At 34.3% G+C, this 13,589-nt stretch carries 13 protein-coding genes; 5 read left to right on the top strand and 8 right to left on the bottom strand.

Annotated elements, in window-relative coordinates:
• Positions 1-186: 186 nt before the first annotated feature.
• From WAK64_RS12985 to WAK64_RS13000, 4 genes are all read right to left on the bottom strand, one after another.
• Positions 187-681: a methylated-DNA--[protein]-cysteine S-methyltransferase gene (locus WAK64_RS12985; protein ID WP_336587413.1), complete on the bottom strand. Its 495-nt coding sequence runs from the start codon at positions 679-681 to the stop codon at positions 187-189.
• Positions 674-1,582 (bottom strand): DNA-3-methyladenine glycosylase family protein, encoded by a 909-nt coding sequence (locus WAK64_RS12990; protein WP_336587414.1) that lies wholly within the window; start codon positions 1,580-1,582, stop codon positions 674-676. The genes WAK64_RS12985 and WAK64_RS12990 overlap by 8 nt, the downstream gene beginning before the upstream one ends.
• 11 nt (positions 1,583-1,593) lie before the next feature.
• Complete coding sequence (locus WAK64_RS12995) at positions 1,594-2,151, bottom strand: bifunctional transcriptional activator/DNA repair enzyme AdaA (RefSeq protein WP_336587415.1); 558 nt, start codon at positions 2,149-2,151, stop codon at positions 1,594-1,596.
• 91 nt (positions 2,152-2,242) lie between these two features.
• Complete coding sequence (locus WAK64_RS13000) at positions 2,243-2,401, bottom strand: hypothetical protein (protein WP_336587416.1); 159 nt, start codon at positions 2,399-2,401, stop codon at positions 2,243-2,245.
• Positions 2,402-2,556: 155 nt separating this feature from the next.
• Here WAK64_RS13000 and WAK64_RS13005 point away from each other — a divergent pair, with 155 nt between their 5' ends.
• From WAK64_RS13005 to WAK64_RS13015, 3 genes are all read left to right on the top strand, one after another.
• Positions 2,557-2,724: a hypothetical protein gene (locus tag WAK64_RS13005; protein WP_336587417.1), complete on the top strand. Its 168-nt coding sequence runs from the start codon at positions 2,557-2,559 to the stop codon at positions 2,722-2,724.
• A 361-nt stretch (positions 2,725-3,085) separates the two neighbouring features.
• Entirely contained in the window at positions 3,086-3,508 is a 423-nt protein-coding gene (locus WAK64_RS13010; protein WP_336587418.1) for a flavoprotein, read from the top strand.
• Between the two features lie 107 nt (positions 3,509-3,615).
• Positions 3,616-3,912 carry a TIGR04104 family putative zinc finger protein gene (locus WAK64_RS13015; RefSeq protein ID WP_336587419.1) on the top strand — a complete coding sequence of 99 codons (297 nt, stop codon included), beginning with the start codon at positions 3,616-3,618 and terminating at the stop codon, positions 3,910-3,912.
• A gap of 769 nt (positions 3,913-4,681) precedes the next feature.
• Here the strand turns inward: WAK64_RS13015 and WAK64_RS13020 are convergent.
• The 3 genes from WAK64_RS13020 to WAK64_RS13030 all read right to left on the bottom strand — a co-directional run bounded on the left by WAK64_RS13020 (position 4,682) and on the right by WAK64_RS13030 (position 9,813).
• Complete coding sequence (locus tag WAK64_RS13020) at positions 4,682-5,323, bottom strand: zinc dependent phospholipase C family protein (RefSeq protein ID WP_336587420.1); 642 nt, start codon at positions 5,321-5,323, stop codon at positions 4,682-4,684.
• Positions 5,324-6,024: 701 nt separating this feature from the next.
• Positions 6,025-9,150 (bottom strand): MMPL family transporter, encoded by a 3,126-nt coding sequence (locus WAK64_RS13025; protein WP_336587421.1) that lies wholly within the window; start codon positions 9,148-9,150, stop codon positions 6,025-6,027.
• 96 nt (positions 9,151-9,246) lie between these two features.
• Positions 9,247-9,813: a TetR/AcrR family transcriptional regulator gene (locus WAK64_RS13030; protein ID WP_336587422.1), complete on the bottom strand. Its 567-nt coding sequence runs from the start codon at positions 9,811-9,813 to the stop codon at positions 9,247-9,249.
• 716 nt (positions 9,814-10,529) lie between these two features.
• Here WAK64_RS13030 and WAK64_RS13035 point away from each other — a divergent pair.
• The gene (locus tag WAK64_RS13035) at positions 10,530-11,519 is read left to right on the top strand and encodes a metal ABC transporter solute-binding protein, Zn/Mn family (protein ID WP_336587423.1); all 990 of its coding nucleotides are present in this window, start codon (positions 10,530-10,532) and stop codon (positions 11,517-11,519) included.
• 325 nt (positions 11,520-11,844) lie between these two features.
• Here WAK64_RS13035 and WAK64_RS13040 read toward each other — a convergent pair whose 3' ends face one another.
• Positions 11,845-12,090 carry a hypothetical protein gene (locus WAK64_RS13040; protein ID WP_336587424.1) on the bottom strand — a complete coding sequence of 82 codons (246 nt, stop codon included), beginning with the start codon at positions 12,088-12,090 and terminating at the stop codon, positions 11,845-11,847.
• A gap of 725 nt (positions 12,091-12,815) precedes the next feature.
• Here WAK64_RS13040 and WAK64_RS13045 point away from each other — a divergent pair.
• Positions 12,816-13,319, top strand: coding sequence for a GNAT family N-acetyltransferase (locus WAK64_RS13045; RefSeq protein ID WP_336587425.1), 504 nt, complete (start codon positions 12,816-12,818; stop codon positions 13,317-13,319).
• Positions 13,320-13,589: the final 270 nt, after the last annotated feature.

The raw sequence follows: 13,589 nt of genomic DNA on the forward strand, positions 1-13,589 counted from the left end.
TTTCATAATGATCCATAAACCGTTCAACCTACTCTTTATTAGAATTTCAAAGACAAATAGAAACGACCCATTCCTCTCCTATTCTCTCCCTCTGTGTATACCCTTTGTACTACAAGCTACAACACATTGTATACATTCCCTTGAAAAAATGGCTATTTTTTACTAGATTTGGTTTAGCTTTCTTTTTTATAATTCGGTTGAATAGCTCACCACACTTTGTTCATGGTCTAAAAGCCACTCCTTTCTCCATAGCCCACCTGCATAGCCTATTAATTCCCCATTTGATCCGATAATTCGATGACAAGGTATGACGATACTTAATTTGTTTTTACCATTTGCCTTCCCCACTGCTCTGACCGCTTTTACATTCCCAATCAAAATGGCCATATCTTTATAAGACTTTGTTTTTGCATAGGGAACAGCGATTAACTCATTCCAAACATTTCTCTGAAACTCAGTCCCGTCAATAAGGTATGGGAAAGAAAAAACTAGTCGTTCTCCATTAAAGTATTCATCAAGCTGTTTACAGCATTCCTTCAAGACTTCAGGTGTCTTCTCGTTCACCCTATTTACAGGAAACTCTCTTTCAGTAAACAGTATGGAAGAAATGGCTTTATCTGTTCCGATTATTTCGATTACTCCAATTGGAGAATAGTAATCTACTATATATTCCTTAATCATACAATGACCTCCATAAATAAATGGTAGCATACGCTTCCCATCCATCCCATTTTTTACTCATCCCTTTTATTTCAGGTAGACTAGGCTTACGATGAAGTCCTAATGCTTGTTTTAGTGCGTTGTGAAGTCCAACATCGGTTATAGGAAATGCAGAGGATGAGTGCAAACATTTCATCATCACATAATGGGCTGTCCATTCACCAATTCCTCTAATATTCATTAATGTTTTTTTTATTTCATCATCGTTTTCGTTCTGTAGTAAGTCGACTTTAGTTAATGTTCCATTTGCTACTTTACTGGCAACCTCAATGACATATTCCGCTTTCCGAACAGAAAATTGGAGATTCCTTAAATCCTCCACGCTTAAGGCTGCTATCTTTTCAGGGGTTGGGTATAACCAAAAGGTTTGCCCTTCAAATTCGAGGGGTTCTCCAAATTGTTCAATAAACCGTTTCTTCAACGCATAAGCAAATGGTAGGTTAATTTGTTGACCAATTATCGCCCATGTCAGTGCCTCAAATAAATTTGAAATCCCTATCATTCTTAACCCATCATATTTTTGGACAATGGGTCTTAATATCTCGTCTTGATATGCAATATCATAAAATGAACATAAGTCTCTTTCTAAATCAAACCAGTCCCAAACATACTTTGCAATCAACATTCGTTCATTTTTCAATAGAGGGCCTAATGGGAAGTCAATGGTTATTTCTCTTGATTGACCACTTATTTTTAATAAAATACGTTTCCCGTTCAATTTCATTAACTTATATAAATAGCCATCCTTAATTTGATGGGTCATCTCTTGATTCGATCTTCCCAAAAACACTAAACACTCTTCAAAGCTAAACTCTTTTGGTGGATGAATTATTATCGTTTTTTTATTATCCGTCCATTCCATTTTAATTCCCCTTATCGTTTATGCGTTCGATATTCTTTTGGTGAACAATCTTTTAACTGACGAAAGGCCTTGTAAAAATTTGATGGGCTTTGAAATCCTACTTCATAACAAATTTCAAGGTTTGTATAATCTGTATTTGCCAGTAAATAGGCTGCTTTATCCACTCGGATTTTTTCCAAATACGTTCTTGGTGTTTCTGATGTTTCTTGTTTAAACAGGCGATCAAGATAAAAAGAACTGACGCCAACATGATTGGATATATCCTTTAATTCTAGTTTTTCTTTATAATTATTTACTAGGAAGGTGATGACATTTGTGACAAGAAGGTGGTGAGGAGAATATTCCACGTCTGGTTGACACCTTTTACATGCACGATAACCTGCTTTCTCTACTTCCTTCAGATCATGGTAAAACTCCACATTACATTTTTTTGGCTTTCTTGATCGACAAGAAGGTCGACAATAGATTTTCGTTGTTTTCACTGCTGTATAAAATAACCCATCATATTTACGATCACAAGCGATAATTTTCTCCCACATTTCATTAAAAGATAGATTTGCCTTAGACATTCATTATCAACTCCTTTGTCGTGAGATAGCTACCCCTTCGTAGAGGCGCTTATCATTAGGAAGAAAGAAACGTGAAAAGCATCCCTTTACCTCATTGTTCTATCTTTTGCAATACCAGTCTTTTAATCATACCAGTTGTCTCGTGACCTATGAAGTTCCCTTCAACTCCTATTACCATGATTAAATCAATGGACTGATAAAGATGAAATATAAATGTTGCACCCATTTTATCAAGAAATACTTCCAGCATTCATCCTCATTCTTGCGGTTATAATCTGTGGTAATGGGTATTTTTGTTAAGCAACATTGTGTTAAAATAAGGAAGCAACAATTTATTGTTATAGGAAAATATCACAATAGAAGAAATACAAATAATCTAGAATTTTATATTAGGGGGGAGATTTATTGACCAATCTACTCTTAAAGATTTTATTTATTTGCGGAATTATCTATGGTATTATTTCACTTTTTATCACAGTAAGAAAAAAGGCTAATCAAGAAATGAATCAGCTAGTAATCTCGATTTCATTGGTAGTTGCTTGTACAGCAGCATTTCTCATGACTTTGAATTAACAACAGGAACTTCAACGTAATCATGAATTCATTCATTTAAATAAATAGAGATGGCTGCTTTTTTCCCTTACCTAGAAAATTCACTGTCTTGCCAATTAAATATGGCAGAACTTGAATCTCTTATCTATTATCTGCTCAAAGTACGTCGTCACATTTTTATTAAAGAAGATAGAAGTACTTGTCCCATACATAAACTAGAAACCTATCATCATGGTTCTATATCCTTCTTTACTCAGATCAATGGATTGTATTTAAATCTTAGGATTATCGGTGCATAGTTTAGAAAATTAAAGAAATTAAATAGAGGAATTAGTAAGTCTTTATGCGAAAGGTACTAAAAACACAGTGGGAGGGTTCGTTCATGAATCATTCTTTTGAAAAATCTCTTCACGCTTTCATTAATGCGTGGAGTTCTTCATCATTAATTAAGTTTAAAGATTTTCTGTCGAAGGATTATAAGGCAAGAGAAATTAGAGAAGGAGAAATAATAGATTTTGGTTATGAAGAGTCCATCCTTGGATGGCAGCAAGGCTTTCAATTTGCCAATAGTAATGAGGCAAAATGGAGAATCAATGAGCTATCAAGAATTCCATTAAAAGAGGATGAAATGATGGTCATTCTTTCAGCGACGATGGAAGTTGAAGGAAAAAATTTAGAAACAGCCAATTTATTTTTTAATACGTTCAAAAATAGTAGTCAAAACGAGTGGAAATTAGTAAGAAGCTATATTGAAGCTGGAATCCCGACGGAGAACTTACGTAACAATACGGTACAAGGTTATTGAGGATAAAGGCTAATTATGAAAAACTGCCTAGAGATATCATAACTATGTATTGGTAGACTTATTCCTCAAACAATCAGTGTAATGAAATAAGTACAGGGGGGAGAAATATGCCAATTTGTCAAAAGTGTCATTACAAGTGGAGTTGGAAAGAAACATTTGTAAGGTTATTTACCTTTTCAACAAAATTAACATGTCCATCTTGTAATCAAGACCAATACATATCCAAGAACGCTAGAAATCGACTTAGTCTGACCATTTTTCCTTTTGTGATTTGGATACCATTGTTTGGTTTCAATGTATCTAATCACTATATACTCCTATTACAACTTGTATTGTGTGTCGTCTTAATTATTGTCATGCCATTCTTTTATCAATTGAGTAACAAAGATGAACCTATGTGGTAAACAATATTCTAGAAATAGGGATAAATTGAGCTCCCTATCAAACCAATCAAAATATTATTGAAGACACACAAGATAAGGCAATTTCCATATTAATTGATGAAGTGGAGAGAAAGGTTGCATATAATATGAAAAGAACTCAAAACGTGTATTTTCTTGGATTTTAGTTGGCATTGCGTTAATCGGGATCAGAGAATTCATTACGAACGTTTTCACAACATCAATAATGATTATAGGTCTGGTAATAATAGTAGCCCTAATACTAAAAGATATAGCTATCCGAGTGCGTTTTAAAAATTAAGGCCCTGTTAAAATTTAATATTGATAAATAGAGTAAATAATTGGGAACCGAAAAAGTGGTTCCCTACACACGCGTTAGCTACAATATTATAATTTGATACCTTGTTCTTTTGACTGGATAAAATAGACTTCTTCATACTTTGAATTAAAATAAGCAATAGCAAATTTTTCAAGGTCAATTAAATCTAAGTATTCATTTTACATCTGTTTGATTAGGGTTCAGGTTTGTCAAGTAGGCTTGGTATAGATCCTTTTTTATAGTACAGTCAAACATCTTAACGAGGAATAGTATGTATCTTTCCATACTATTCCTCGTTAAGATGTGGTGCATACTCATAGACAAAGGCTAATGGACCAACCTCAACCTCTATAAACTTACATCTAATGAATTTCAACAGAAAAACATGGTTTAAATTGTAACAAAAAAGCCGTATCAATGATATGACTTTCGAAGACTCTTATTCTACTATAGTTAGCAGTTAGTTGGATTCTTTGCAAGAATTTGTTTCATTTTTAGCAACCCTAAATCAACGGATGTTTCTATATAACCGATTATTTGATTAAATGTAAATACGTTAAGTTGTTCATTTATAACTTTCGGATCGTATTCCATATCGCCTAATACAAAAGGAACAAATTTTTCAACATCTCTCGATTTAACTTCCTCTAAATCTAGAATAGCAGGAAAAGAACTAAGTTGCTTTCTTAGTTCGTCTGTAAAACCGTAGTATTCTAGTAATTTTCCATTTAGTAATCGGAAGTCATTATGATACAGCTCATATAATCCTTCATCAGCATCCATTCTGTTCCTTAACCAAGAAAGGTTAAAGCCTCTTAGAAATATATCATCGGCAATTAAATGTGTATAATATCCTAATATATATGGATTTGTATTTTCCACTCTAGTACTATATTTATTTAAAAACCCTTTGTAATCAACCCTTCTTGAATAATCTTTGACTTCCCCTATAAAAAAATGAGATACGTTTTTTTCTTCGAATGCAAAAACAGCATCTGGAGCAATACTTCCAAGCAAAAATGATGTTTTATCTTCAATCGATAAAGAATTTGCAATTTTATTACCAATTATTAAATGCATTATTCTTGAACCCAAATCACAAAATCCCCCTTTATCTGGACAAAAAAATATTTTTCCTTTACTATAGATAAATTTGTAAGAGCAACTAATTTTACGAAAGGCTGTTTTCTAATTTGAACTTGAAAACCAAGCAAATTATTTCTTGGATAGATAATGTCTTGCATTAATAAAAAACATAGTACCGATGATATGTAACAGGACGATAATCGAGCTTGCAATAGCTGAATACTCCCCTTTAAATATGTATTCACTTGTCAAATTAACAAATACCATGACTACCATCAAAACGTACAAACCTTTTAAATATTTCATTTTTTTATTTAATACCTCTGCTTTCTTTAAAAGATACAGCCTTAGATCTAAACTGCTCCGTATGTTAAATAAGAAAATTCTGTATAATTATATATTAACTTAAATTGTAAATCTACAATATTAAATAGTTAAAGGTCATTGTCGCCTTATGTACTATTCTAAATAGGTTGCTATTTTGGTAAGCTGAGCTAGGTATTTGTTTAATCCGATTTATTCTAAAGCTATTTCTTCCTAGCTCCAATCAACGGAATATCGAGATACTTCAGAGCATCTTCTTGGCACCGTTCCATCCGACTCTTCATCTTTCCCCTATTGATATCAAAAGCAACTACTTCTGTCCAATATAGGCTTTTATAAGAAAGACAAAACCACCATTCTGGGTAGAATGGTGGTTTTCAAACACATTATAGATTGGTAGAATTTCCTCTTTGTTGAGCCTTCTTCCTTTCTAGTTTATCTTGCATACCAATTAAACCAGGTAGGAGGATTGGAAGCATGACAAAACTTAGAATAGCTAATGCAACCATAACGACTGTTGCTACTTGTATTAAGGTAAGGACTCCTGACGGAATTAACGCTGCAAAGGTTCCCCCTAAAATGAGTGCAGCTGAAATGACGACACCACCAATATGTTTGGCTGCTTCCACAATTGGCATACGTGAAATTCCATCGATTTCTACATATCTCATCATAAGGAAAATGCTATAATCTACTCCTAATGCAACAATCATAATAAAACTAAAAAACGGGACATTCCAGGTCAAGTATTCCATATCTAATACATTTACGCTGATAATTTCGGTAATTCTAATGGACGCTCCATAGGCTAACACCATTGAGACAATGATATAGATTGGTTGAAAAATAGATTTGGTAATGTACACGAGCACCAATCCAATTCCGATTAGCATAATCGTTGCCGTTCGAGCAAAATCACCGCTCGCTAAATTTTCAAGATCCACATTTTCAGCAGATTTCCCGCCAATTCCAATGACGGCATCTTCAAATTCAGTTCCCTTCGTTGCCGATTCAACAAGATGATTTATTTCACTTACAATCGACATCGCTTCTTTTGAATATGGATTTACGGACAATACTATATTCATTTGAGCGATTTTACGATCAGCTGACATATACGTATCAAGACCCGTTTGGAAATCTTCCCCTTCTAATATCTCTTGTGGAACGAAAAACTTTAATGATGAAGGGGATGCCCCTAATTCGTTTAAATACCCTTCTGCATCATTAAGACCTGAATGGATGTCATCTAATCCCTCCGTACTAGCTGAAAGACCAGACTGTAATAATTCCATTTGCCCTTCCAAATCTTGTAGTCCTGTGAATAACTGCTTTTGGCCATCGTGAATTTGATTTAAACCTGCTTCAAGTTCAGGTGTTTGGCTCGACATTTGTTCTGAACCACTAACTCCTTCCTCTAATCCGGCTCTTAATTCACCTGCCCCTTCGTGTAACTGATTAATTCCAGTTTCCATTTCATTAAGCCCAGCAGATACTATTTTCAATTGTTTATTAGCATCGTCTTCAATCGAAGCGATCATTGTTTTAACTCTTTCATACTCTGCCGGTAATTCAGCTAAACCCTCTCTAATCGTAGCGGCTTCAGCATTTGCATCTGCAAATATCCCCTCAATGTCAATCATTTCCGTTAACTCAGGGTTGGCATTCACGATTTCATTTAATGATGTTTCTAGCTCATTAATGATTTGTTCATAAGATGCCATAGACCGCTCGATATCTACTTGAATAGTAGATAAATAGTCACGAATGTTTCCTAGCTCACGTTCAAACTGTCTGTAACCATCAAATAAGACACTAAAACTCTCCTTAAATTCAGCTAAGCCATCCTCTAATTCTTTCGCTCCAATTGCTCCTTGCTTATACCCTTCCGCTAATTGATCTACGCCATCAGCAAGGGAGGAAACACCGCTTTTTACCTCACCTGTTCCATCAATCATCGCTTGAATTTTATCTAACTCATTCGTATCACTGGCACTAATTTCATCTCTAGCAGTTGACAATCCAGCATTGATTTCATCAACACCACTTTGTGCCTCTCCAAGACCTTCACTAAGAATATCTGATTGATCGTTAAGATAGAGCTCTTTAATTTTTTCACCTAAAGGTCTTGTAGGAGAAAGTACGGTTGAAACCCCTTCAATTTTAGAAATTTTCTCTGCTAATTCATCTAGCTCTTGTAATGATTTTTGATTATCTAATCGCTTATCCTCTTGAATCAAGACGGTAGTCGGTGAAGAAAATCCAGGAGAATAATGCTTCTCAATAATGTTAATTCCTTGTTTGGATGCATAGGAATCATCTACCTCTAAGAGGTCATTATAACTAAGTGTATCATTTTGTTTAATTAACACTGGAATTAATAATACGGCCAGCATAATTAGAACGGTAAACGGTCTTATAAAGGACTGTTTTGAAAGAAATGCCCATAACTTACTATCTCCATGCCCTTCAAACTTTTTGGATGGCCAAAACATCGTTTTACCGAGTAATGCCATAAAAAATGGGTTAAGTGTAATTAAAACAAGAATCAAAACCGCAACCCCTATGGCCACTGCTGACATTGACCTGTACAAAGAAAAATCTGCTAAAAACAGTACAGCAAACCCGATAAATACGGCTAATCCGCTATATATTACGGTTTTCCCAGCCGATTTAAAGGTATTTTTTACGGCTGAATAAATGTCTTCACTTTTACTCAATTCCTCTTTAAACCTTGTATAAAGCAAGATGTTATAGTCTGTTCCAATTCCAAATAAGATAACGACTAGGAAAACTTGCGTAAAGTTTGAAAATGGAAAATTTAATAAATCAACTAAATGGGCGACAACTCCCATTGATACCAAATAGGAAATCCCTACGGTTAACAATGAGATAACGGGAATAATTGGCGAGCGGAAGACGAGAATAAGGACACCAATGATAAAGATAACCGCAATGGCTTCCGTTTTTTTAACACCTTCTTCAATGGAATGACTAAAGTCATCAATAATCAAACTATTACCCGTTAAGAAGGTGTTCACATTCTCTTGCTCGAGTTGAATGACTTCATTTAGTCGATCCGCAACCTCATTAATCTCCCCTGATTTTTCGTCAACGGCAATCTGGGTTAAAATAGTCGTGCCATCTTCGGAAATTAATTGTTCTGCAATTTCCTTACTATCTAAATGCGTAACCATTTCGGTAATGCCCAATTCTGCCTTTTTATTGTTTAATTGGTCGATGGTCGCATTAATATCACTAACCTGTTCCTTTGTGAATTTTTGCTTGCTGTCATTGTGATAAACAGCAATGATAGAATAGGTATCTTCCGCTCCAGCTTCCATTTGTTGGTCCAAATAAGACGCAACTTGACTTTGAACATTTGAAGGAAGGGTAATTTGCCCTTTTTCTTTTACTAATTGCTGTAAATCTGGCATTGTCATAACGATAGCCACCGTTACAGCAATCCACGTAATGAACGATAGTAATCTTGCATTCAATACTTTCTTCAACTTGATACATCCCTTTATATAAAATTTTTCTAAACTACATTAAGCGGAATGAATATTCATTCCGGAATAAAAAGAGGAAATGCCAATAATCGATGGCTACCTCTTTATCGCATTCCAACAACAATTTTCTACATCTACTATGAGCTCTTTCGAATAGTGAATACTTCCACTTCTTATATTAAGATAGACTTCTTTAAAAGAGCCAAATACGATGGAAATAATGACCTCTGGAGATAATTCACAAATAACTCCCTCTTGTTTTCCTTCTTCAATAAAGTGATAGAGAAATTCAAAGAACTCCTGACTCATTTGTCTACTTTCTTCGTCAAGATAAAGATCATGATTTTGATAAGAAAGAAACACTACTCCTTCAGGTCTCTCTTCTGTATAAGTAAATAGTCCATTGAAAATACGATGAAACTTATTACGTATATTATTCTCAGATCCTGAAAGGCTTTGCGTAATGACTTCTGAAAACTCGGTTATGCACTTTTGAAATAAAACATTCAATAAGCCCTCTTTGTTTTCAAAGTAGCGATAAATCGTTCCAGCTCCTACTTTTGCTGATTCAGCAATCATTGGAACAGTCGTCGCATCAAAATTTCGATTAGCAAATAGCTTTAGTGCCGCTTCTAAAATAGCATCGCGTTTCGTTGCTTCCATTTCAATCACCTCTCATGCGGAATGAACATTCATTCCTTTCGTTATAATAATATAATTTTTCTACTGTTACGTCAATAAATGTACATCGAGTTTTATGAACTTATAGAATATCAAGTTTTGTATTTAATTCCGTAATTTAGCTACTCTCTACTAACACCCTCGATTAACATGGTTCACAAAGAGATGGTTTATGTAATATCACATCCATTACCTCTATATAATAGTGGGAGAACCGTTGTTGCTGCTCACCCTCTCCATAAAAAATAAAATCTAGGAACTAGTCCAAGATTCTATTTTAATTTAAACAAAGGTTTAGAGGATGTATAATTTGAGCATTGGCAAGATATTAACGTTTGCTTATTGCATGCTAATAATGATTATAATAATTGGGCTAATAATACCGATTGAAATAACTTCCGCTGCAATGTCCAAAAAAAGACCGAGGAAACATAGACAATTATCACCCTTTTCCCCAAGTAAAAAAACTAAAGCAAAAATGGCCGAAAAAACAGAGCTCATAAACGATTGACTATTAATTCAAGAGAATCAATCTCAAAAACACCTATTATAATAATTGACAAAGTGAAAATTCATGATAGAATTAAATCGGAAATATTACGGTTTACCCTTTACTTGTCTATCACTCTTTTAAAAAACTTTTTTTTCGCGGAATAAATCGGAATTATTTCGATTTATAAATATTAGGAGGATGTATCTTGAAAAAGAAAATAGTATTATTTTTTGTGTTAACAGCCATATTCATCATGACAGCATGCAGCAATACTCAAGAAAAAACGGATGGAAATGAAAAAACAGATGGAAAACTAACCATTTACACTACTGTCTTCCCCCTAAAGGATTTTTCAGAAAAAATTGGTGGGGATTTCGTACATGTTGAAAGTATTATTCCTCTAGGTGCAGATGCCCATACCTTTGAGCCAACATTGAAACAAATGCAGGATATTGCAGACGCAGACCTATTTTTGTATACGACGAGTCAACTTGAAACCTATGCAGCTGATATGAAAAAATCCTTATCGGATAATCAAGTAACATTTATGGAGACAGCTTATGGGATTGATACTGTCACATCAGAAGAGGAGCATAGTGAAGAAGAAACTCATAGTGAGGAAGAGGAAGCACATAGTGAGGAAGAGGGAGAAAGTGGTCATGAAGAACATGAAGACCAGGATCCACATGTTTGGCTTGACCCACTTCTTGCTATTGAAATAGCAGAAAATATTACAGCATCATTCAGTGAATTACTACCGGAACAACAATCAACATTTGAAGAAAACTTTCAAAAAGTAAAAGAAGAATTATTACAGATTGATGAGGAAATGCAGAGCACTATAGAAGAAAGTTCTTCAAAAGAAATTCTTGTTTCCCATGCGGCATACGGATATTGGGAAAGACGATATGGCCTTGAGCAAATAGCCATATCCGGCCTGTCTCCATCTAATGAACCTTCGCAAAAGGAACTAGCAGAACTTATTTCACTTGCTAAGGATCATAATATTGAATATGTTATTTTTGAACAAAATGTTTCATCAAAAGTTTCAAAGGTTATCCAACAAGAACTTGGGGTTGAAAAACTATATCTTCACAATTTATCTGTTCAAACAAAAGAAGATGCAAACCAAAATGAAGATTATTTTAGCCTAATGGAAAAAAATATTCAAACACTTAAAACCGCTTTACAATAACAAGTGCATATATCTACGAAAGCAGCAGCTATTTATCAAGAAATAGTTGCTGCTTTCTTTATATAGACGCAAAATAATAAACTACGATTTAATTTGATCATTGATAGACAGTGCAGCAATTTTGCATTAGCTCGTTGCTGAAGCGGAAATAATATCAAACTTTGTGTATCCGGTTATTTTTTTTAGGTGATAGCTGGTATTCGAAAAAATAGAAGCGAATACGGAATGAATGACTTCATGAAGAACGACCATGCTGATGATGAAAAGATGTAATTAAAAAGAATGACAACTGTTTCAGATGTCATAAACTTGGTTTACGCTTTTTTTAATTGATAAGCACTCCGAGCGAAACGAAAACAATCACAAAGACGAGATACATGATTAAAGACTGCCATGTTAATGAGAATTGAGTGTTCAACTCCTCCTTTGTCATAACAGTAGTGATACGTAACCCCGTAAGAGTCGTGACGTCACTTGTTTTATTAATTTTAAATAACTCGTAAATGTAATCGATTAAGAAGATGATGGACCAAATTACCGTTCCTATTCCGATGTACTTTTTGATTTTCATTTTGTCCCCTCCTATTCTTTCTTTATGATCAAATATACAACACATAATAGGACAATGTTATTGAGAGAAGATACATTGATGATAATGACGAATGTTAATTCAAGTGCGATGGTCTCATTGTCGTTACTATGCGACTTAATATCCGCAACGGAAAAGATGGTAATACCGTACATACTCTGTGAGCCCAACATATAAAGCTGCGGAAATTAAGATGACAACGGACTTATCTTGTAGGTGGTGAATGACTTGCGAAGAAATCGTAGAATCTGTATAGGTAATCGCTACAATGTCAAGGACGCGCACCGGAAGTGGAAAAATCTACAAACAAAGAAAAAAAGAATATTCTATCTTATTCAACCTTATTATTACATTAATTTCCATTAGTGTGAAATAGGTTTTTTATCTTATATTGTGTTTTTTTGAAAAGATACACTTGCTTCTTTATTATTAATTAGATGTTCACACCACTTTTTTAGTATTGCTTCAGTAGTTATTTCGTTTAACTTTGTGTTGATTTAAGCGCTTGAATATCTCTTGCTTAAACTCGCAATCAGTTTGATGGTATAAATAGCGCTATATTTTCAAATCTTTCACATAAAGCTCACGATGTCTTAATGTAGAATAAGCATGTAAAGCCGTTTTTCTTTAAAATAATGAAAAAACCACTGGAAATAAGGGCTCTAATTTAGTATTTTTATAGAAACAAAAGGAAACAGGAGGAAAAGATGGAGATTATTAGACTAGCACCCTCGCATGCAAAACAATATTGGCAATTAAGAATGAAAGCACTTAAAGAACATCCAGAGGCTTTTTTAACAAGTTATGAAGAATCACTACAACAAAGTCGCCCTATCGAGCAAACAGCTGAACGACTTTCTAATGAAAATAATTATACGTTTGGGGCATTTGAAAACGGTGAACTTATTGGGATGGTTACTCTACTAAGAGAATCTCGGAAGAAAATACGTCATCGTGCAAATATATATGCGATGTACGTAAATGACAGTAACCAAGGGAGAGGAATTGGTAAAGCCCTTTTACAGGAAGCCATTGCAGTTGCGAAGACGCTTCCTGAACTGAAAAAAATAAATTTAGCGGTTGTGAGCGGAAATCATCAAGCAAAGAAACTATATGAAACTTTAGGTTTTTCCGTTTATGGAGTTGAAAAGTTCGCACTGTTTGTCGAAGGCCGCTATTATGATGAAGAATTTATGTCTTTATTATTGTAATACTCACTCCCACAGAAAATGCATTACCGCTTAAATTCGAATGAGTGAAGAAAATGCCTTTTTCATTTACTATATTAGACAATGTCAATTTTATAAATACCACCCTCTGAGGGTGGTATTTATTTATTGAAGAATAATACAAGAATTCAAGATTGCAATTAAAAAAGTGCTGTAACTAGTTTTGTTCTAAGATTTCATACACCATTCAATACCACTCATTTCGCCCTTCATAAACAAAATACTCATCCTCTTGCTTAAACTTCCTTAATT

This window comes from Bacillus spongiae (assembly GCF_037120725.1).
In the GTDB taxonomy this organism is placed as follows: Bacteria; Bacillota; Bacilli; order Bacillales; family Bacillaceae_K; genus Bacillus_CI; species Bacillus_CI spongiae.

Coding starts and splice junctions, on each gene's coding strand:
- WAK64_RS13015 (WP_336587419.1), top strand. CDS start 3,616: ATGCCAATTTGTCAAAAGTGTCATTACAAGTGGAGTTGGAAAGAAACA.
- WAK64_RS13000 (WP_336587416.1), bottom strand. CDS start 2,401: ATGCTGGAAGTATTTCTTGATAAAATGGGTGCAACATTTATATTTCAT.
- WAK64_RS12985 (WP_336587413.1), bottom strand. CDS start 681: ATGATTAAGGAATATATAGTAGATTACTATTCTCCAATTGGAGTAATC.
- WAK64_RS13030 (WP_336587422.1), bottom strand. CDS start 9,813: ATGGAAGCAACGAAACGCGATGCTATTTTAGAAGCGGCACTAAAGCTA.
- WAK64_RS12990 (WP_336587414.1), bottom strand. CDS start 1,582: ATGGAATGGACGGATAATAAAAAAACGATAATAATTCATCCACCAAAA.
- WAK64_RS12995 (WP_336587415.1), bottom strand. CDS start 2,151: ATGTCTAAGGCAAATCTATCTTTTAATGAAATGTGGGAGAAAATTATC.
- WAK64_RS13040 (WP_336587424.1), bottom strand. CDS start 12,090: ATGAAAATCAAAAAGTACATCGGAATAGGAACGGTAATTTGGTCCATC.
- WAK64_RS13010 (WP_336587418.1), top strand. CDS start 3,086: ATGAATCATTCTTTTGAAAAATCTCTTCACGCTTTCATTAATGCGTGG.
- WAK64_RS13045 (WP_336587425.1), top strand. CDS start 12,816: ATGGAGATTATTAGACTAGCACCCTCGCATGCAAAACAATATTGGCAA.